The sequence below is a fragment of the Streptomyces sp. NPDC044984 genome, assembly GCF_040646935.1.
Taxonomy (GTDB): Bacteria; Actinomycetota; Actinomycetes; order Streptomycetales; family Streptomycetaceae; genus Streptomyces.
In genome coordinates this window covers 331,625-351,398 of the sequence record NZ_JBEZBE010000003.1, presented here as the reverse complement: position 1 = coordinate 351,398, position 19,774 = coordinate 331,625, and the positions used below count along the sequence as shown (strand labels likewise).

General features: G+C 71.2%; 14 protein-coding genes. 1 reads left to right on the top strand and 13 read right to left on the bottom strand.

Annotation, left to right across the window (positions count from 1 at the left end; genetic code table 11):
* From AB0A94_RS05445 to AB0A94_RS05425, 5 genes are all read right to left on the bottom strand, one after another.
* Positions 1-215, bottom strand: a 215-nt coding sequence (locus tag AB0A94_RS05445) for a flavodoxin-dependent (E)-4-hydroxy-3-methylbut-2-enyl-diphosphate synthase (protein ID WP_190091099.1), incomplete at its 3' end; no start/stop codon positions are given.
* Positions 216-398: 183 nt separating this feature from the next.
* Positions 399-1,691, bottom strand: coding sequence for a site-2 protease family protein (locus AB0A94_RS05440; RefSeq protein ID WP_361739203.1), 1,293 nt, complete (start codon positions 1,689-1,691; stop codon positions 399-401).
* Positions 1,692-1,699: 8 nt separating this feature from the next.
* Positions 1,700-2,962 (bottom strand): 1-deoxy-D-xylulose-5-phosphate reductoisomerase, encoded by a 1,263-nt coding sequence (gene dxr / locus AB0A94_RS05435; protein ID WP_361739169.1) that lies wholly within the window; start codon positions 2,960-2,962, stop codon positions 1,700-1,702.
* Between the two features lie 189 nt (positions 2,963-3,151).
* Entirely contained in the window at positions 3,152-3,949 is a 798-nt protein-coding gene (locus AB0A94_RS05430) for a carbonic anhydrase family protein (RefSeq protein ID WP_361739166.1), read from the bottom strand.
* A 252-nt stretch (positions 3,950-4,201) separates the two neighbouring features.
* Positions 4,202-6,142: an acyl-CoA dehydrogenase family protein gene (locus AB0A94_RS05425; RefSeq protein WP_361739163.1), complete on the bottom strand. Its 1,941-nt coding sequence runs from the start codon at positions 6,140-6,142 to the stop codon at positions 4,202-4,204.
* Between the two features lie 318 nt (positions 6,143-6,460).
* Between AB0A94_RS05425 and AB0A94_RS05420 the strand changes: the two genes are divergently transcribed.
* Positions 6,461-7,525 (top strand): LacI family DNA-binding transcriptional regulator, encoded by a 1,065-nt coding sequence (locus AB0A94_RS05420; RefSeq protein ID WP_361739160.1) that lies wholly within the window; start codon positions 6,461-6,463, stop codon positions 7,523-7,525.
* Positions 7,526-7,548: 23 nt separating this feature from the next.
* Here the strand turns inward: AB0A94_RS05420 and AB0A94_RS05415 are convergent, their stop codons facing one another.
* The 8 genes from AB0A94_RS05415 to AB0A94_RS05380 form a co-directional block, all read right to left on the bottom strand.
* Entirely contained in the window at positions 7,549-8,391 is an 843-nt protein-coding gene (locus AB0A94_RS05415) for a carbohydrate-binding protein (protein WP_361739157.1), read from the bottom strand.
* Between the two features lie 202 nt (positions 8,392-8,593).
* Positions 8,594-9,307: a hypothetical protein gene (locus AB0A94_RS05410; RefSeq protein ID WP_361739154.1), complete on the bottom strand. Its 714-nt coding sequence runs from the start codon at positions 9,305-9,307 to the stop codon at positions 8,594-8,596.
* Positions 9,308-9,342: 35 nt separating this feature from the next.
* Positions 9,343-11,565, bottom strand: a complete 2,223-nt coding sequence (locus AB0A94_RS05405; protein ID WP_361739151.1) for a glycoside hydrolase N-terminal domain-containing protein — start codon at positions 11,563-11,565, stop codon at positions 9,343-9,345.
* Positions 11,562-13,529 (bottom strand): beta-galactosidase, encoded by a 1,968-nt coding sequence (locus tag AB0A94_RS05400; RefSeq protein WP_361739148.1) that lies wholly within the window; start codon positions 13,527-13,529, stop codon positions 11,562-11,564. The genes AB0A94_RS05405 and AB0A94_RS05400 overlap by 4 nt, the downstream gene beginning before the upstream one ends.
* Positions 13,529-15,763, bottom strand: a complete 2,235-nt coding sequence (locus AB0A94_RS05395) for a 1,4-beta-glucanase (protein WP_361739145.1) — start codon at positions 15,761-15,763, stop codon at positions 13,529-13,531. Before AB0A94_RS05395 ends, AB0A94_RS05400 begins: the two co-directional genes overlap by 1 nt.
* A gap of 148 nt (positions 15,764-15,911) precedes the next feature.
* Positions 15,912-16,847: a carbohydrate ABC transporter permease gene (locus AB0A94_RS05390; RefSeq protein WP_361739142.1), complete on the bottom strand. Its 936-nt coding sequence runs from the start codon at positions 16,845-16,847 to the stop codon at positions 15,912-15,914.
* The gene (locus AB0A94_RS05385) at positions 16,844-17,878 is read right to left on the bottom strand and encodes an ABC transporter permease subunit (RefSeq protein ID WP_184764181.1); all 1,035 of its coding nucleotides are present in this window, start codon (positions 17,876-17,878) and stop codon (positions 16,844-16,846) included. Before AB0A94_RS05385 ends, AB0A94_RS05390 begins: the two co-directional genes overlap by 4 nt.
* Before the next feature lie 27 nt (positions 17,879-17,905).
* Positions 17,906-19,600: an extracellular solute-binding protein gene (locus AB0A94_RS05380; RefSeq protein ID WP_361739139.1), complete on the bottom strand. Its 1,695-nt coding sequence runs from the start codon at positions 19,598-19,600 to the stop codon at positions 17,906-17,908.
* Positions 19,601-19,774 lie beyond the last annotated feature (174 nt).

The following is a 19,774-nucleotide window of genomic DNA, read 5'->3' as shown; positions in this document are numbered from 1 at the left end:
CAGGCCACCCGGACGATCTGGCAGCCGGAGGCGGTGAGCTCGGCGATCTGCTGCAGCGTGGCACCGATGTCGGACGTGCGGGTCGTCGTCATCGACTGCACGGACACCGGGGCGTCCCCGCCCACCGCCACGGACCCGACCTGGATCTGCCGGCTCTTCCGGCGCTCGGCGAGCCTGGTCGGAACGGACGGCATGCCGAGAGAAATCGCAGTCATCTGCTGTGCAACCCCAAGTCGTGGATCAAGGTCCGGCTCCCCGTGAGCAGCGGGCTCCGGGCTCCGAGATTACGGCACCGGCCAACGCCCGGGCACATCACGGTCGTAAACCCGTCCAAAGGACGATGGCCCGGAACGAAAGGGTTCCAGGCCATCGTGAACGGCAGGTGACGCTCCTCGGGGCTAGGAGATCCGCACCGGGTTCACCACGTCCGCGATCAGGACGAGGAGGGTGAAGCAGACGAAGATCCCGGCCACCACGTAGGCCACCGGCATCAGTTTCGCCACGTCGAACGGGCCGGGGTCGGGGCGGCGCAGCACCCTGGCGAGGTTGCGGCGCAGCGACTCCCACAGGGCGCCCGCGATGTGTCCGCCGTCGAGCGGCAGCAGCGGGAGCATGTTGAACAGGAACAGGGAGAGGTTGAAGCCGGCGAGCAGCATGACGAACATGGCGAGCTGCTGCGAGGCGGGGATGTCGAGGGTGGCGATCTCGCCGCCGACCCGGGCCGCGCCGACGACGCCCATCGGGGAGTCGGGTTCGCGCGGGCCGTCGCCGAAGGCCGCGTCCCACAGGGCGGGGATCTTGGACGGCAGGGCGGCGAGGGAGTCGACGGCGTCGCCGACCCGGTCGGTCATCCAGACCACGGACTCGCCGAGGTCCTGCTTGACGACGCCGGTGGCGGCGCTGAAGCCGAGGAAGCCGGCCTTGACGTACTCGCCCTCGACGTAGGCGCCGTTGCCGTCCTTCTTGGCGACCATGTTGGTGGCGATCGTCGCCTGGAGGGTGACCTCCCGGCCGTCGCGGTCGACGACGATCGGCACCTGCTTGCCGGCGCTGTCGCGGATGAGGTCGGAGAGGGTGGCCCAGTCGTCGGTCCTGACCCCGTCGAAGGCGACGATCCTGTCGTCGGCCTTCATCCCGGCGGCCGCGGCCGGGGACTCGGGGTCGGACTTCTCGCACTCGTCGCGGTTCTCGCTCTGCGAGATCACGCACTGCGAGACCGAGCTGACGGTCGTGGTCTGCTGCTGGATGCCGAAGCCCATCAGCACGATCAGGAACAGCACGACCGCGAGGACCAGGTTCATGAACGGGCCCGCGAACATCACGACGACCCGTTTCCACGGCTTGCGCGTGTAGAACAGGCGGTTCTCGTCGCCGGGCCTGAGCTCCTCGAAGGCGGCGGAGCGGGCGTCCTCGATCATGCCGCGCCACGGTGAGGTGGAGCGGGCCTCGAGGCGGCCGTCGGGGCCGGGCGGGAACATGCCGATCATGCGGATGTAGCCGCCGAACGGGATCGCCTTGACGCCGTACTCGGTCTCGCCCTTGTTCCGCGACCAGAGGGTCGGGCCGAAGCCGACCATGTACTGGGGCACGCGGATGCCGAACATCTTGGCCGTGGACAGATGGCCCAGTTCGTGCCACGCGATGGAGAACAGCAGGCCGGCCGCGAAGACGACTATGCCGAGGATGAACATCAGGGTCGTCATGCACGCGCCTCCGCGCTCGCCGTCCGGGCTGTCAGTTCCCGGGCCCTCGTCCGCGCCCAGGTCTCCGCTTCGAGGACGTCCGACACGGTCAGTGAGGTTCCCGACGCAGGGGTGCCGTGTTCCTCGACCACCCGGGTGACGGTCTCCATGATCCCGTTGAAGGGCAGCGCGCCGGCGCGGAACGCCTCCACGCACTCCTCGTTCGCGGCATTGAACACCGCCGGGGCGGTTCCCGCGAGCTCACCGACGTGCCGGGCGAGGTTCACCGAGGGGAACGCCTCGTTGTCGAGGGGGAAGAACTCCCAGGTGGACGCCTTGCTCCAGTCGAAGACCGGGGCGGCGTCGGGGACCCGTTCGGGCCAGCCGAGGCCGATGGCGATCGGCCCCCGCATGTCGGGGGGCGTCGCCTGGGCCAGTGTCGATCCGTCCGTGAACTCGACCATCGAGTGGACATACGACTGCGGGTGCACGACGACCTCGATGCGGTCGAAGGGAATGTCGTACAGCAGGTGCGCCTCGATGACCTCCAGGCCCTTGTTGACGAGGGTCGCGGAGTTGATCGTGATGACCGGGCCCATGGCCCAGGTGGGGTGGGCGAGGGCGTCCTCGACGGTGACGTCCGCGAGCTGTTCCTTGGTGCGGCCGCGGAAGGGGCCGCCGGAGGCGGTGACGACGAGCTTGCGGACATCGGCGCGGGTGCCGGCGGCCAGCGCCTGGAAGAGGGCGGCGTGCTCGGAGTCGACCGGGATGATCTGACCGGGCTTGGCGAGCGCCTTGACCAGCGGGCCGCCGACGATGAGCGACTCCTTGTTGGCGAGCGCGAGGGTGCGGCCCGCTTCCAGGGCGGCGAGGGTCGGGGCGAGCCCGATGGAGCCGGTGATGCCGTTGAGGACGGTGTGGCAGTCGGAGGCGGCGACCTGGGTGGCCGCGTCCTTCCCGGCCAGGATCTCGGGCAGCGGCTCCCCCGCCCCGTACTGCGCGGAGAGCGCCGCGCGCAGCTCCGGTACGACGTCCTCGCGGGCGACGGCGACCGTGCGCACCCGCAGCCGGCGGGCCTGCTCGGCGAGGAGGGCGACCCGGCCGCCGTTGGCGGACAGGGCGGTGACCCGGAAGCGGTCGGGGTTGCGCAGCACGAGGTCGATGGCCTGGGTGCCGATCGACCCGGTGGAGCCGAGGATCACCACGTCCTTCGGGCCGTCTCCCGCCACGGGGTCGTAGACGAGGTGCGGGTCGGCGAGGGGGGCTGGAGCGTCGGTCATGGACCCCATTGTGTCGGGTCGCGACCGCCGCCGGGCCCCCGCCCCGGCAGCCCGGGGGCGCGTCCCGACGGTACGGGGGCGCGTCCCGGCAGCCCGGGGGCGCGTCCCGGCGGTGCGGGGGCGCGTCCCGGTTCCGTGCCCCGGCCCGTGGTCCGCCGGCCTTCCCGCCCGCCGCGCCGCACCCGCCGGTCAGCGGTCGATGTGGTCGACCTCGCGGTCGTTGCGCGGCTGGACCGGGCGGTTGCTCTTCGGGAACAGCTCCCGGTACGCCGCGACCTGTCGCGGGGTGACGCGCGCCTGGTCCTCCAGCACGGTCCACTTGACGCCCTCCGTGCAGGGCGGGGTGGTCAGCGAGCCCTCGTAGCGGTACTGGTCGCGGTCGCCGGGGAGGAAACGCGTGAGGTCGACGGGCTCGGTGAGGTGGCTCTGCCCGCCCTCCTCGGCCGGGAGGTGCTTCCACAGGTCCGTGAAGGCGGAGTGCCCCTTCGCCGTCCTCATCAGCACGCCGAGGACGGCGAACCCGCCCTTGCCGTCCTCGTGCACGAAGTGCATCTCCATGGCCGCGTGCTCACCGTCCTCGGTGTGCTCGCTCGGGAGGTGGAAGTGGAACTGCCGCAGCTGGTACGTGGTGCCGTCGACGACGATGCTGCTGCCGGCGGAGACATCGGCCTGGACGGTGTGGCCGTTGTTCACGAGCTCCGCGGTGACGGGCTTGTAGTGGACGGTGACGGGTGTGTCCGTCTCGACGGCGACGTCCTCGGCGAGGTCGACGGGGGACTGTTCACGGCCCTTCTCGCAGGTCTCGAAGTCCTCGCTGAGCGAGGCCCAGTGCTCCGGGCCGGTGGCGCCCTCGTAGCTCCAGTGGGGGGTCTCCCGGGACTTGCCGTCCGGGGAGGCGGAGGCGGTGGCGGTGCAGGCGGTCGCCGTGACGGCCGTGAGGGCTGCGAGCGCGGAGACGACGGCCGTGCGTATGCGGTGGGAAGACATGCGGATGACCCCTCATCGGGTTGTGGGAGGTCATCCACCTTTCGCCATCGACCGCAACGAGCGGGGCAAGGTTCGCACAGGGAACGGCAAGGAAGGGTAAGCAAACGTCCAAGGGCCCGGCGCACGGCCCGTGGAACGGGAGAAAAACCCTCAGTGGTGCGGGACTTGGGCGCACCGGGCGGAAAGGGGGGAGGGCGGCCGGGGTGCGAGACCCCGGCCGCCCTCCCTTCGGTGCCGTGGTGGCACGCGCCGTCAGCGGATCGGCCGGTGGGCGTTCTCCCGCTGCGATGCTCCAGGGGTGGCGTCGGCGATCCAGGGGCCGTCGTCCGAGGGGTCGATGATGCCCTGCTCCAGCCACTCGTACGTGCCGGAGAGCACGCCCTTGACGACCTTGCGGTCGACGTCGTCGGTGTTGGTCCACAGGCGGTCGAAGAGTTCCTCGACGCGGATGCGGGCCTGGCGGCAGAAGGCGTCGGCGAGCTGGTAGGCCTCGCGGCCGTTCTCGCCGCGGCCGCGCAGGAGCTCGGCGCGGACGCAGGCGGCGCTCATGGCGAACAGTTCGGCGCCGATGTCGACGATCCGGCCCAGGAAGCCCTGCTTGGTCTCCATCCTCCCCTGCCAGCGGGACATGGCGTAGAAGGTGGAGCGGGCGAGCCTGCGGGAGGTGCGCTCGACGTGGCGCAGGTGCCCGGAGAGGTCGACGCCGTGCTTGAACTCGCCGTACGTGCCGGGGAGCTGTCCGGGTCCGGCGACGAGTCTCGGCAGCCACTTGGCGTAGAAGACGCCCGCGCCCAGGCCCGCCCTCGCCTTGTCGCCGAGGGACTTCTCCGGGTCGATCAGGTCGCCGGCGACCGAGAGGTGGGCGTCGACGGCCTCGCGGGCGATCAGCAGGTGCATGATCTCCGTGGAGCCCTCGAAGATGCGGTTGATGCGCAGGTCGCGCAGCATCTGCTCGGCCGGGACCGCCCGCTCGCCGCGCGCCCGCAGGGACTCGGCGGTCTCGAAGCCGCGTCCGCCGCGGATCTGGACCAGTTCGTCGGCCATCAGCCAGGCCATCTCCGAGCCGTACAGCTTGGCGAGGGCGGCCTCGATGCGGATGTCGTTGCGGTCCTCGTCGGCCATCTGCGAGGAGAGGTCGACCACGGCCTCCAGGGCGAAGGTGGTGGCCGCGATGAACGCGATCTTGGAGCCGACGGCCTCGTGCAGCGCCACCGGCTTGCCCCACTGCTCCCGGGCCGCCGACCATTCACGGGCGATCTTCAGGCACCACTTGCCGGACCCGACGCACATCGCGGGCAGGGAGAGCCGGCCGGTGTTGAGCGTGGTCAGGGCGATCTTCAGGCCCTGGCCCTCCTCGCCGATGCGGTGGGAGGCGGGGACGCGGACCCGGTGGAAGCGGGTGACGCCGTTCTCCAGCCCGCGCAGGCCCATGAAGGCGTTGCGGTTCTCCACGGTGACGCCTTCGGAGGCCGCCTCGACCACGAACGCGGTGATGCCGCCCCGGTGGCCCTCGGACTCCGGTACGCGCGCCATGACCACGAGGAGGTCGGCGACCACGCCGTTGGTGGTCCACAGCTTCACTCCGTCGAGGACGTACTCGTCGCCGTCCGGTACGGCGGTGGTGGCGAGCCGTGCCGGGTCCGAGCCGACGTCGGGCTCGGTGAGCAGGAAGGCCGAGATGTCGGTGCGGGCGCAGCGCGGCAGGAACGTCTCCTTCTGCTCCCGCGTGCCGAAGATCTTCAGCGGCTGCGGGACGCCGATCGACTGGTGCGCGGAGAGCAGCGCGCCGACCGCCGGACTGGCGGAGCCGACCAGGGCGAGGGCCTTGTTGTAGTAGACCTGGGTGAGGCCGAGGCCGCCGTACTTGGTGTCGATCTTCATGCCGAAGGCGCCGAGCTCCTTGAGCCCGGTGATCACGTCGTCGGGGATCAGGGCGTCACGCTCGATCCGGGCGCCGTCGATCTTCGTCTCGCAGAAGTCGCGGAGCTTGGCGAGGAACTCCTCACCGCGCTGGACGTGCTCGTCGGCGGGCAGGGGGTGGGGGTGGATCAGGTCGAGCCGGAAGCGGCCGAGGAACAGTTCCTTGGCGAAGCTGGGCTTGCGCCAATCCTGTTCCCGGGCCGCCTCCGCCACCTGACGGGCCTCACGTTCGGTGACCGTGGGCCGGGACGGAGACTCGGGTGCTGCGGACATGAGGCTCACCTCGCCGCGAATGGGATGGTGTCATTACATTACCGATTGGTGCTACTCGATCGTATGTACCCGATCCGTAGCCGCTCCGCCACCCTTCGTGCGGCCGTACGGCCGATGCTCCCGCGCCCGGCGGACGGGCGGGGGTGAGGGACAATTCCTCCGGTGCCCCTTCGGTCCGACCCGGCCCTGGAGAAGGCTGTCGAAGCGCTTCGACAGCCTATGGACACCCGTCATCCTGTGGGGCTACTGTCGAACCACCTTCACCTGCCCCTACACATTGCGCGCACTGTCGAAGCGCTTCACAAGCTTGGAGACTGGATGGTCACCCTCGCCGAGGTCGCCCAGCACGCCGGAGTCTCCGCGAGCACGGTGAGCTATGTCCTCAGCGGCAAGCGGTCCATCTCCGCGAACACCCGGCAGCGGGTCGAGCGGAGCATCCACGAGCTCGGGTACCACCCGAACGCCGGGGCCCGTGCCCTGGCCAGCAGCAGGTCGAACATCATCGCGCTGATGATCCCGCTGCGTACGGACATGTACGTGCCGGTGATGATGGAGATCGCCATCGCGGTGGCCACCACGGCCCGCACCCACGGGTACGACGTGCTGCTGCTCACCGGTGAGGAGGGCCCGGACGCGGTGCGCCGGGTCGCGGGCAGCGGACTCGCCGACGGCATGATCCTGATGGACGTCGAACTCGACGACGAGCGGCTGCCGCTGCTGCGGGGTGGGGACGCCCCCGCTCGAGCGAAGTCGAGAGTGGGGGAGCAGCCGAGAGCGGGGAAGGACCAGCCGGCGGTGCTGATCGGGCTGCCGGCCGACACCGCCGGGCTGACCTGCGTCGACCTCGACTTCAAGGCCACCGGTGCGCTGTGCGTGGAGCACCTGGCCGAGCTCGGGCACCGCGACATCGCCGTCATCGGCGAGGCGCCGGCGGTCTACGAACGGCACACCGGCTTCGCCGAGCGCACCCTGGACGGACTGCGCGGCCGGGCGCGGGAGCTGGGACTGCGGCTGCTGCACCGGCCGTGCGAGGGCGGGTACGACGCGATGGCCGTGACCCTGGCCCGGATCCTCGACGAACGCCCCGGCACCACGGGCTTCGTCGTGCAGAACGAGTCGGCGGTGGAACCCCTGCTCGCCCTGCTGCGGCAGCAGGGGCGGGCCGTGCCCGAGGACGTCTCGGTGGTCTCGATCTGTCCGGAGCAGGTCGCCGTGCAGGCCTCGGTGCGGCTGACGTCGGTCGCCGTCCCCGCGCAGGAGATGGGCCGGCTCGCCGTGGAACAGCTGGTCGCCAAGCTCGACGGGCGGGGCGGCGACGAGGTCGTGCTGATCGCGCCCGAACTGACGGTCCGCGCCAGCTCGGGCCCGGCACCCGCCCCGTAGCCCGCCCGGTGAGGCGGCCGTGGTCACTCGCGGCGCCACAGCGCCGGGACGCCTGGCGGCTCCCAGCCGGTCATCGAGGTGTGGGCCTGCAGACAGCGGTAACCGGCGCCCCCGTGGGTGACCCGGTCGCCCGCCGCGTACGGGCGGCCGGGGGCCCAGCTCCCGCTCGGCGGGTCGGTGGGCGGGTCCGTCGGCGGGCCCGTCGGGTCGCCCTCGACATCGAGCACGAAGTCGAAGGTGCCCTGCCTGCCGCCGCCCGCGGTGCGGACGTTCATCAGCAGCGCCGGGTCGAAGAGCGCGTCCGTGCTGTTGCGGGGCTCGCCGGGGAAGTACAGCTGGGTGGTGAGCACGGGCTCGCCCGGTGCCTGCGCCTTGACGTGGATGTGCCGGGTGCGGCCGGGGTAGAGGCCCGGCACGATCGTCCGCAGGGCGAAGGCACCGGTGGCGTCGGTGAACTGGTGCCCGCGGAAGGTGTGTCCGGCCATGTCGTAGGCGCCGGCGTCGTCGGCCTGCCAGAAGTCGAGCAGCACCCCGGGAAGCGGCACGCAGTTCCGGCCGAAGACGTAGCCGCTGACGGTGAGCGGGATGCCGGGGGCGCCGGGCGTCACGAGGTCGGTGCGCCGCGGGGAGTTCGGTTTGAAGTAGGGGCCCTCCATCTGGTCGGGCGTGGGGTCGTCGCCGTCGTCGCAGGAGGGTGTGGGCGCCAGGGGCCGTCCCGGGGAGCCGGTCTCCCTGGCGAGCGCCACCGTGCCCGTGGCCAGCAGCGGGGCGGCGGCTCCGGCGGCGACGGCCGCGCGGAGCAGGTTCTTGCGGCTGATCGGGCGTTCGGCGCCGGTTCCGGGCGCGTCGGGACGGGATGGGGTCATGGCGGTTCCTCGGGCTTCTCGGTGGGGGCGGAGGGACGGGGCGTGCCTGATCGCCGGAAAACCTATGCGCGCCTGCGGACACGGCGACAGCTCCCGTTCCGGCCCCTGCGCGGCGTTATGGCGGCCGGGCGGCGCCGGGAAGCACGAGGCCGCCCGCACCGGAGACCGGTGCGGGCGGCACGGAGGCGGGGTGACGGGGTGACTAACCGCCCGACACCGTCAGGTTGTTGGTGCGGAAGTCGAGACCGCCGGCCGATGAGGTGATCTCGTAGCCGAACTGCACGTCACCGATGGTCTCGTTGCCCATCCAGCCCTTGCTGTCCTTGATCCACTTGAGGATCGGGAGGATGTCGACGGTGCCGGAGTTCGAGTCCGAGGTGCGCAGGAACGAGAAGACCTCGTTGGCCCCGTTGTTCCCCTTGTACACGTTCCAGGTGTGGCCGCCGAGGCTCACGGTGCCCTGCGAGGAGCCGAGCGGGCCCACGGCGCCGTTGTGGTTGACCCAGAGCATGATCTCGTAGTCGTAGTCCGTGTCCCAGATGTCGTACGAGGTGTTGTACGCGCCCGAGGACGGGACGGTGACGTTGTAGCTGCTGGTGAGCGAGGAGAGGGAGGTGATCGACTTGTTGATCACCTTCTTGGCGTTCGGGTAGGACTTGATGCCGCCGGTGTTGGGGTGGTCGGCCCAGGCGCCCCAGTTGGTGCCGGAGTTGGCCCAGACGCACTGGGCGCCGGCGCCGGAGCCCCAGATGTTGTTGTAGAGCGTGTAGCCGTTGAGGCTGGTGTTGCCCCACTGGTCGCAGGAGTTCCAGACGGCGGCGTGCGCGGGGGCGGAGGCGAGGCCGACCGTCGCGCCGAGCGCGAGGGCGGGCGCCAGCAGGACCTTGGTGATCCTGCTCAAGGTGCTTGTTGCCATGGGATTCCTTCCATGGGTGGGGGGAAGTGCGGGGGTCACCGCGTCTTCGGCGTGAGGACGCGGTCTTCTCCGGCGACCAGGTCGAGCGGTTCGACGCCGGCGGAAGTCCACAGGTCGATGCGGTGGGTGCGGGTGGGCCGCAGGACGGCGGTGACGGCGTCCGGGGACCAGGTGAGGTCGAGTTCGGCACCGAAGCGGGTGCGGATGCCGCGCAGTTCGCCGCTCGGGTACGCCGGGAGGGGGGCCGGCAGCAGGACCAGCCGGTCGGGGGTGGACTGGACGAGCGCCTCGATCAGCACGGCGGGCAGGGTGTGGGCGGCGTCGGCGTTGTAGACGTGGCGGTGCGGGTAGTGCGCGCTCATCAGGGAGGCGTGGAAGAAGTCGCCGTCGAGGACCTGGCCGAGCGCGTGGGCGACCCGCTCGCCGTCCCGGAGGCGGGCCGCGATCAGCGCGTGGTGCAGATGACCGTGCGCGGAGTCGTTCTCGGCGCCGCGCAGTTCCAGGGCGCGGTGGGCGGCGGCGGCCAGGTCCGGGGTGTCGTAGGGGGTGATCTCGTCCAGGGGCCAGACGCCGTAGAGGTGGCTGAGGTGGCGGTGGTCGTAGGAGTCCTCCAGTCCGGGCCACGCCCATTCGGCGAGCGCCCCGTCGGCGTTGATCCGGTGCGGCGGGAGGCGGTCGGCGAGCGCCCGCCAGCGGTCGGCGTGCTCCGGGTGGTACGCGGCGGCGGTGCGCAGGGCGTGCCGGGCGGCGGAGAGGTCCATGGCCGCGTTGACGGTGCCCCAGCTCGCGTTGGCGGGCCGGTTCTCGGGCGAGTAGGAGGGGACGACGACCGGCCGGCCCTCGCTGTCGGTGCGGGTGAGGAAGTCCTCGTAGAACAGGGCGACTTCGGCGAGCGCGGCGGCGGTGTGCGGGTCGTGTGCGCCGCGGGTCTCGTCGTGGTCGACGAGGGGCTTGAGCAGCCAGTCGGCGCCCGCGGTCCACAGGTGCAGCGGGTACTCGCGGCTGAAGTGGTACGAGTGCCCCGACTCGCCGTCGCTGTGGGCGGGCGCGACCACGCCCCGGGCGCCGAAGACCGCGCGGGCGTTGTCGCGCCAGTCGGGCAGCTGCCGCCGGATCAGGGCGGCCAGGGCCTCGGTGACCTCGGGGAGGGCCGCCGCGGCGGCGGAGGCGGTCTGGAGGTTGAGGTTGGCGTCGTTGGTGAAGGCGCCGGACCAGGCGGTGTCCCAGTCGCCGGTCCACAGTCCGGTGAGCCGGGGCGGGAACAGGCCGCTGGAGGACAGCAGGTGGTAGCGGCCGGCCGCGAAGAGCCGCTCGAGCAGGGCGGCGCCGCGCAGCCGGGTGAGCAGCTCCGAGCCCGGCAGGGCGCGTTCGTCCGGGTCGGCGGCCAGGTCCAGGGTGACGCGTTCGTAGGCGGTGCGGTGCGGGGGCAGGTGGCGGGCGAGGAGGTCGTCGTACGAGGAGGCCTCGGGGGCGTCGGCGAGCAGATCGCGCAGGGCGCGGCCCTCGGCGGCCACGTCGAGTTCTCCGGTGTGCCGGCGCACCCGGGTGAGCAGCAGCACCGACCGCGCGCCCTCGACGTGCACGCCCGGCGGGGCGAGCGCCGTCCGGCCGCCGGTGACGGCGACCAGGGTGACGCCGGTGCAGGCGAGGTCGCTGCCCGGGTAGTGGGCGCGCAGGCTCAGCAGGGCGCCCTCGGGGGTGAGGACGGCTCCGTGGCCGACGCCCAGGCCGGTGGGGGCGCCCGGGAGCCGGTGGTCCAGGGAGACGTCGAGGGTGGGTCCGGGGCCGGTGACGTGCTGGACGATCACGTCGTCGGCGCGGGAGACGAAGACCCGGCTGGTCCAGCCGGCGCGGGTCGCCTCCGCGACGCCGGTGGCGAAGTCGAGCGTACGGCGGTATCCGTCCCGGTCCTGGTCCTGGTGGCCGTCCGGGCGGCGCAGGCGGACCTGGAAGGCGGGGTGGAAGGGCTGCACCCACTGCAGCGGGCGGCCGTCGGTGAAGCCCTCGGCGGCGGTCGGGTCACCGGCGAGCAGCCGGTCCTGGAGGTCGGACAGTCCGTCCGCCAGCCGGGGCGGCAGCCGGTTCCGGTCGTCGCCCTCGCCCGGGCGGACGAGGGTGTGATGGGTGACGACGGTCCGGTCGTCGTTCGGATCACCGAACACGAGAGCGCCGTGGTGGCCGTTGCCGCTCAGGAAGGCGTCCTCCCAGCGGGCGGCAGGCTGCGGCTCCCAGGTTCCGTGGACGGGCGTGGCGCTCATGGCTTCAGCACCGCCACGCCGTAGCGGCCGAGGGTGATCCGGTCGGTCACGGTGTTCTCCGTCAGCAGGTCGTGGTGGGTTCCCGGGACGTCCACGGTGACCGGCTCGCGGCCGTGGTTGAGCAGGAACAGCAGGTCCCCGCGGCGGACCGCCTCGACTCCGTCCGGGAGTCCGCCGAGCACCGGCCGGACGCCCGCGCCGGCCGCGACGCGGGTCAGCAGCGCGCGCAGTGCCTCCGGTTCGGGGAGCGTCGAGACGTACCAGGCGCGGCCCTTGCGCAGCACGGCGGGCAGCCCGTCGAGTTCCCCGCCCCGGTAGGGGACGGTCTCGTCGGCGGTGCCGTCGGGTTCCAGTTCCTCGGACCACAGGGTGCCGCGCAGGCCGTCGCACTCCGCGGTCTCCCCCGGCTCCAGCGGCCACCACTCGTGCAGGGTGCGGATGCCGAAGAGTTCCCGCAGCCGGGCGTCCATGCCGCCGGGCCGGACCCGGTCGTCCTGGTCGGCGACGCCGGTCAGGAAGCCGCAGACGAGGGTGCCGCCGCCGCGTACGTGGGCGAGGAGGTTGTCGACGGCCGCGTCGGTGAGGAGGTAGAGCTGCGGGACGACGACGAGCCGGTAGCCGGTCAGGTCGTGTTCGGGGTGGGCGAAGTCGGTGGTGAGGTGGGCCCCCCAGAGGGCGCGGTGCCAGGCGCTCAGGACCTGCGGGTGGTCGACCTCGTGGGAGGGCCGGGCCTCCTGGTCGCCGGCCCACCAGGAGTGCCAGTCGTGCAGCACGGCGACGTCGGCGGTGATCCCGGCGCCGGTGACGTGCGGGGCGATCCGGGCCAGGTCCGCGCCGAGCTGCTTGACCTCCTGGTACGTACGTCCCTGCGCACCCGCGTGGCCGACCATCCCGGAGTGGAACTTCTCGGCGCCCTGCCGGGACTGGCGCCACTGGAAGTAGCAGACGGCGTCCGCTCCGCGGGCGACGGCCTGGAGCGACCACAGGCGGTTGAGGCCGCGCGGCTTGGGGTGGTTCACCCGGCGCCAGTTGACCGGTCCGGCCGCCTGCTCCATCAGCATCCAGGGTCCGCGGGCCTGGGAGCGGGTCATGTCCTGGACCAGGGCGCCGCTCTGGGCGCCGAGCGGGTCGCGCGGGTCGGGGTAGAGGTCGACGGAGACGACGTCCTCCTCCTCGGCCCAGCGCCAGGCGTCCTGGCCGGCCCACAGCGGCATGAAGTTGGTGGTGACCGGGAGGTGCGGGGTGTGCCGGCGGACGATGTCGCGTTCGGCGGTGTAACACTCCAGGAGCATGTCGGACGTGAAGCGCTTGAAGTCCAGCACCTGGGTGGGGTTCTTCAGGTAGTGGGCGTGGCGGGGCGGCAGCACCTCGGCCCAGTCGCCGTAGCCCTGGCTCCAGAAGGCGGTGCCCCAGGCGGTGTTGAGGGCGTCGAGGGTGCCGTAGCGGTGGCGCAGCCAGGTGCGGAAGCGGGCGGCGGCCTCGTCGCCCCAGTCGTAGGTGCAGTACTCGTTGTTGATGTGCCACATCGTGAGGGCCGGGTGGGTGCCGTAGCGGGCGGCCAGGTCCTCGGTGATGGCGGCGGCGTGCCGGCGGTAGGTGGCGCTGGAGTGCGAGAAGTGCTGGCGTCCGCCCCACCACTCGGTCCGGCCCTCCGCGTCACGGGGCAGGGTGTCCGGATGGCGGTGGCCCATCCAGGGCGGCGGGGAGGCGGTCGGGGTGGCGAGGACGACCCCGATGCCGCTGTCGTGCATCAGGTCCATCAGCCGGTCCAGCCAGCCGAAGTCCCGTTCCCCGGGGCGGGGTTCGAGCTTCGACCAGGAGAAGACGCCGAGGGTGACGGAGTTGACGCCGGCCTCCTTCATCAGGCGGACGTCCTCGTGCCAGACCTCCTCGGGCCACTGCTCGGGGTTGTAGTCGCCGCCGTAGAGGAGGCGGCCGCGGGTGGCGTCGCTCAGGTTCGGCATCAGACGGGCTCCCCGTACTGGATGCCGCGCCCGTTGGTGGCGAGGTAGACCCGGCCGTACACGCGCGGGTCGCCGGTGACGGTCTCGCCGGTCCAGCCCCACTGGTGGGCGTCGTCGTTGATCCGCGTCCAGGTCCTCGCCTCGTCGTCGGAGCGGTAGACGGCGGTGATCGCCTCGGTCGAGCCGACCTGGTAGATCGCGGGGTAGCCGGCGCCGTCGGCCGCCTTGCCGAAGCCGAGGGTGTAGGAGGCCCGGCAGCTCTCCACCTTGGCGAAGCTCTCGCCCCCGTCAGTCGATCGGTACAGCCCGTTCCACTTGGTGCTCAGCCACAGGTCGCCGGTGCGGCCGGGCGCCGCGACCAGCTTGAACTGGCTGTCGCCGGAGGGCAGTCCGGTCGCACGGGCGGTGAAGGAACGGCCACTGTCAGTGCTGGCGAGCAGCGTTCCCGTGTCGGTGTCGTACGCGTAGAAGAGCGTCGGGTCGGCCGGGTCGGCGACCGGCGTGGCGCCCTTCGGGAAGGAGGGGATCTCGGACCAGGTGGTGCCGTTGTCCGCCGAGCGGTGGGCCGGGTACCTGGTGCCGTCCCAGTGCACGAAGGACCACAGGAGCACGCCGCCGTCGGCGTTGACGGCGATCGGCCCCGGTGCGTCCTTGGCGATGGGGGGCTGGGCCGCGAAGGGCTCCCAGGTGCGTCCGCCGTCGTGGGAGAAGGCGCCGTTGCCGTTCTCGCCCCAGCCCGCCCGGACGACGTACGCCGGTCTGCGCGCGGCCTGCGCGAGTCCCGTCGCCGACCCGGACACGGGGTTCGTCGCCATGCCGTGCGCCGGGGACGAGGTGAGCCGCTCGTGGTACATCACGCCGATGTCCCGCGACCCGCTGATCAGGTGCGCCCTCCCGGCCGGGGGCGAGACCAGCTGGGTCACGGACGCCTCCTCCAGGCCGCGGATCTGCGGGGCCCAGTGGCGCAGGTCGCGGGTGCCGTAGAGGGTGGCGCCGGTGCCGTAGACGAGGTGCTCCGAGTCGTACGGGTCGAGGGCGAGCGCCTGGATCCACCAGCCGAACTTGGGCTTGTCCTCGCCCCAGTTCAGGTACGGCGTCTCGGACACGTCGAGGACGGCGGTGTCCTTCAGCGAGCGCCAGCTGCGCCCGCCGTCGGTGGACCGGTACAGCGTGTCGACCGCCGCCCAGCGGTTGTTGGTGGAGACGACGACGGTGCCGGGACGGCGGGCGTCGATCGCGACCCCGCCGTAGCCGAAGGTGTCGGCGGAGCCTCCCCCGCTCTCGGCTTCGCTCGAGCGGGAGGTGCCCCCACCGGTGGTCCCGCCGGGCTTCACCGGGGTGACCTCGGTCCACTCGTCGCCGCTGGTGCGCAGCTTGTGCACACTGCCGTCGGCCTGCCCGTTGGGGCCGGGCGCGTCGGCGTACGTCAGGTACAGCTCGCGGGTGTGCCGGTCGTACGCGGCCCGGATCGGTACGCGGGCGGCGGTACCGGACGGCTGTCCCGGCACGGCCTCCCAGGTGGTGCCGTCGGCCGTGCGGAACAGGTTCGCGCCGCCGCCGTCGCCCCAGCCGGCGTAGACGGTGCGCCCGGCGGCGACGAGGAGGGTGACGCCCTGGCCGGTGGCGGACGGGGTGACCGGGAAGCCGGTCACCGGTGCCCAGGTGGCGCCCCGGTCGGTGGACCTGAGCAGTCCGTCGTGGCGGGTGCCGAGCCACAGGGTGTCGCTGTCGCGCGGGTCCACGAGGAGCCGCTCACCGGCGCCCCGGCCGTCCTCGTTGGCGCCGAGCTTCACGGTGAGGTCGGTGCGCCGCCAGGTGGCGCCGCGGTCGTCCGAGCGCAGGACGGCACCGTTGCTCCCCCACGACTGGGCGTAGGTGCCGCAGGCCAGGTAGAGGCGGTCCGGGTGGGCGGGGTCGACCGCCATCGCCTCGACCCCGAGCAGGTTCCAGTCGTCCCACCCGATGTGGTCGAGCAACGGGATCCAGCGGTCACGCCGGTCATCCCAGCGGTAGGCGCCCCCGATGTCGGTGCGGGCGTAGGCGAGCCCGCGCACGGAGGGGTGGAACAGCACACCGGTGATGAACCCGGTCCCGCCGATGACGACGTTGCGCCAGCGGTAGGAGGAGGAGCCGGCGGCCTTCGCCCGGCCGGCGAGGACGGGAACACCGGTGACGGCGGCGACGGCCGCCGCTCCGGCAAGAACGGCACGCCGACTCAAGTGAGACGCGAACATGACAGAACCTCGCCTATGCGGGGGGTGAGTGGAGAAACCTGAAGGGGCGCGGGGCTGTATCCGATATGCGGCTCCGCCGCGTGGGCGCGATCAACCACGACGAACCCGCAGCCGAACGACCGCGCAGCTCCCCGAGAGGGCAAGGGCGTCAGCCCTTCACCGCACCGGTGAGCATGCCCTTCTTGAAGTGCTTCTGGACGAACGGCGACAACACGGCCACCGGCAGCAGCGCCATCACCATCACGGCCATCTGCACGGCCAGACCGGACAGCTCACCGGTCTTGATCGCCTGGCCGAGCCCGACCGGCGCCTCCTGCTTCTGCACCAGCTGGATCATGACGTTCTGCAGCGGCAGCATGTCCTGGTCGTTCAGGTACAGGGAGGCGTTGAACCAGGCGCTCCAGTAACCGACGGCGTAGAACAGCGTGATCACCGCGACGACCGCGCGGGAGAGCGGCAGCACGATCTGCCACAGGATGCGCAGGTCCCCGGCGCCGTCGATGCGGGCGCTGTCGATCAGCTCCTGCGAGATGCCCATGAAGAAGCCGCGCAGCACCAGGATGTTGAAGACGCTGATCGCGCTGGGCAGGATCAGCGCGAGGTAGCTGTCCATCAGGCCCAGGGACTGCACCAGCAGGTAGGTGGGGATGAGGCCGGCACTGAAGAACATCGTGGCCAGCAGCACCATGAGGATCCAGCGGTGGCCGAAGGAGCCGGTGCGGGACAGCCCGTAGGCGCACAGCACCGACACCGCCATCGAGAACACGGTGCCGACGAGGGTGACGCCGATGCTGACGAGCGCCGCCCGGGTGACCTGGCCGCCGCTGAGCAGTTCCTGGTAGGCGATGAAGGTGATGTCCGTCGGGATCATCACCAGCCCGCCGGCCTCGTCGATGGCCTTGCGCGTGGACAGGCTGGTGGCCACGACGATCCACAACGGGAACAGGATGGCGAAGCAGGCGAGGAACAGGACAAGACCCTTGCCCACGAGCCCGGCCCGGCTGGGCTTCTCCTCCCACACCGGCCGGGGCGGGGCCGCCCAGCGGCCGGGCGTGCGTACGGGCTTGTCGATGACGGCGGTCACTTCTTGTACACCCCCTGCTCGCCCATGAGATGGGCCACCTTGTTCGCTATCAGGACCAGGCCGAGACTGATGACGCCCTTGACGAGCCCCGCGGCGGCCGCGTAGCCGAAGTCCTGGTTGCGCACGCCGTTCCACCACACGAAGGTGTCGAGGACCTCCGCGGCCCCCGGTCCGACGGCGTCGCGTTGCAGCAGGATCTGTTCGAAGCCGACCGTCAGGGCGTCGCCGACCCGCAGCACCAGCAGCAGGGCGATCACCGGGCGCAGCGCGGGCAGCGTGACGTGCCACATGCGGCGCCAGCGGTTGGCGCCGTCCATCGCGGCGGCCTCGTACAGGTCGGGGCTGACCGAGGCCAGCGCGGCGAGGAAGACGATGATCCCCCAGCCGGCGTCCTTCCACACGCTCTGCGCGGTGACCAGGAACTTGAAGGTCTCCGGGTCGGTCATGAGACTGAGCCCGTCGTACCCGTGGTCGCGCAGCAGCTGGGACAGCAGCCCGGCGCCGCCGAACAACTGCTGGAAGACGGCGATGACCAGCACCCACGAGAAGAAGTGCGGCAGGTAGAGGATGGCCTGCGAGATCGCCCGCACCCGGGGCCTGACCACGCTGTTGATGAGCAGCGCGAGCAGGATGGGGATGGGGAAGTACAGCACCAGCTGGAGGAAGAACAGCAGCAGCGTGTTCTGCACCGAGTTCCAGAAGGCGGAGTCCTCGAAGATGCGCTGGAAGTTCTCCAGGCCCACCCACGGGCTGTGCAGGATGGAGACGACCCCGTTGTCACTGATGTAGGGGTCGTACTCCTGGAACGCGACGACGTTGCCGAGGATCGGCACGTAGTTGAAGAGCAGCACCAGCAACACGGCCGGCAGTGTCATCAGCAGCAGCACGCGGTCGCGTCTGAACCTCACCCGGAGGCTGAGCTTCCCGGCGGGGGGTCTCCCGGTGGCCCCGGTGGCGCCGCCGTGCGCCGCCGGGGGGTTCTCCTTCGCTTCGGCCTCGGTGTCGGTCCGAGGCACCGTGCTGTGGGACACGGCGGTTCTCCTTGCCTCGGTACCCGGTCAGCCGGCCGCCGAGCCGTTCTCGTCGAGGATCTTCTTGTACCAGTCGCGGAGATCGTCCCCGCCCTTGCTCTTCCAGTCGGAGACGGCCTGCTGCACGTCGCTGATCTTCTTGCGGCCGCGGATGACGTCGTCCTCCAGCTGCTCGAAGTCGTTGGAGAGGTTGGTGTAGCGGGAGGGCTCGGTGATCTGCATGCCGTAGAAGGACGGCTTCTTGGTGAAGGCGCCCATCCGCTGCTGCCACTCCACCTGGCCCTTGGCGACCTCGGGGAAGTCGGGGTGGGCGATGGTCGCGGCGGGGCTCGCGATCATCACGTAGGCGTTCATCACGTCGACGTTGCCCTGGTCGGTCTTGGTGGGCACACCGTCCTTGACGGTGTAGTGGGTGCCCTCCACGCCGTAGTTGGTGGCCATGTACTCCTTGGTGCCGTACGGCGCGGCGGTGACGTTGGCGACGGCCAGCACGTCACGGATCACGGACTCGGACGCCTTCTTGTTGACGAAGGCGAAGATGCTCGCCGGGTTCTGCGCCCACAGCGTGGGGTCGCCGCCGTCGTGCCCGAAGAAGTCCATGCCCCAGATCTTGAACTCGGGGTTCTGAGTGGCCTGTTCCGCGGTGCGGCTCCACCACTGCGACATGTCCTGGTTGTAGATCAGGAATTCACCGGCGGCGAACTTGGGCCCGGGGTCGCTGGCGTTGCTCTTGCCCAGCTCGGCATCGGGATGCACCACGCCGGCGGCGAACAGCTTGCGCGTCCACTCCAGGGCCTCGAGGTACTCCTCGGTCTCGATGCGGTAGACCAGCTTGCCGTCGACCAGGTTCCAGCCGAGCGACTTCTCGTTGCCGGAGAGCACACCGAAGGCGTTGAAGGCGGTCCACTTCATGTCCAGGCAGGCCCAGCGCTTGGCCTTGGCGTTGGTGGCGTCCTTGGCCAGTTCCATGAACTCGTCGCACGAGCGGGGGACTTCGTAGCCCTCCTTCTCGAAGATGTCCTGGCGGTACAACGGCACGATGCCGGACACGTACGAGGACGGCATGGGCAGGCCGCGCAGCTTGCCGCCGAAGATGGACCGCTGCCAGGCGTCGGTGGGGATCGCCGCGAGGTTCGGGTAGTCCTTGACGGCGTCGCCGGACAGGTACGGGCCGAGGTCGGCGAACTTGCTGATGATGGCGCTGGGGATCTTGCCCGTCATGTTCCAGCCGGGCACGACCACCACGTCGGGCACCTCGCTGGAGGCGAGGACGGCGCCGAGCTTCTGGTCGTAGGTGTTGCCGTCCTGGTTCTGCCAGACCACGTCGACACCGATGAGGTCGTTCATCGACCTGTAGTAGGCGTTGCCGCCCTTGGGCGGGGAGCCCCAGAACGGCGACATGACGGTGACCTTGCCGCCCTTGCCGAGCTTCTTCGGCACCGACGTCTTCAGGCCCGCCAGGTCGAGCTTGCTGGTGAAGCCGACCGCGGAACCGTTCCTGCTGGGGATGTCGGGCGTGACCACGTTGCTCGCCACGTACGCCGGGAGGATCTTCTTGGCGTCCTTGCCCGACGTGGTGCCGTCCCGCGAACCTCCGTCGGATCCCCCGCACGCGGCGAGCAGCGGCATTCCTCCGGCCACCGCTGCGGTGGCGACCGCCGTGGAGGCGAGGAAGCTTCTCCGGCTCGGTCCGGAGGAGGTGGGGGCGGCGTTCGGCGTCATTGCGTCAACCCTTCATGGCGCACCAGGACACCCGGCGGTGGCCGTCGGCTGCGGTGTCTTCAGTGGAACTGGCTGAGCCGAAGCGGTGGTTCGGCGGAAGGTGCGCCGGAAAGGCGGGCCTCGCAGTCGAAGCGCTTCGATGTTGCTGCGAGGTTAAGTGAACACCTGGGGGCA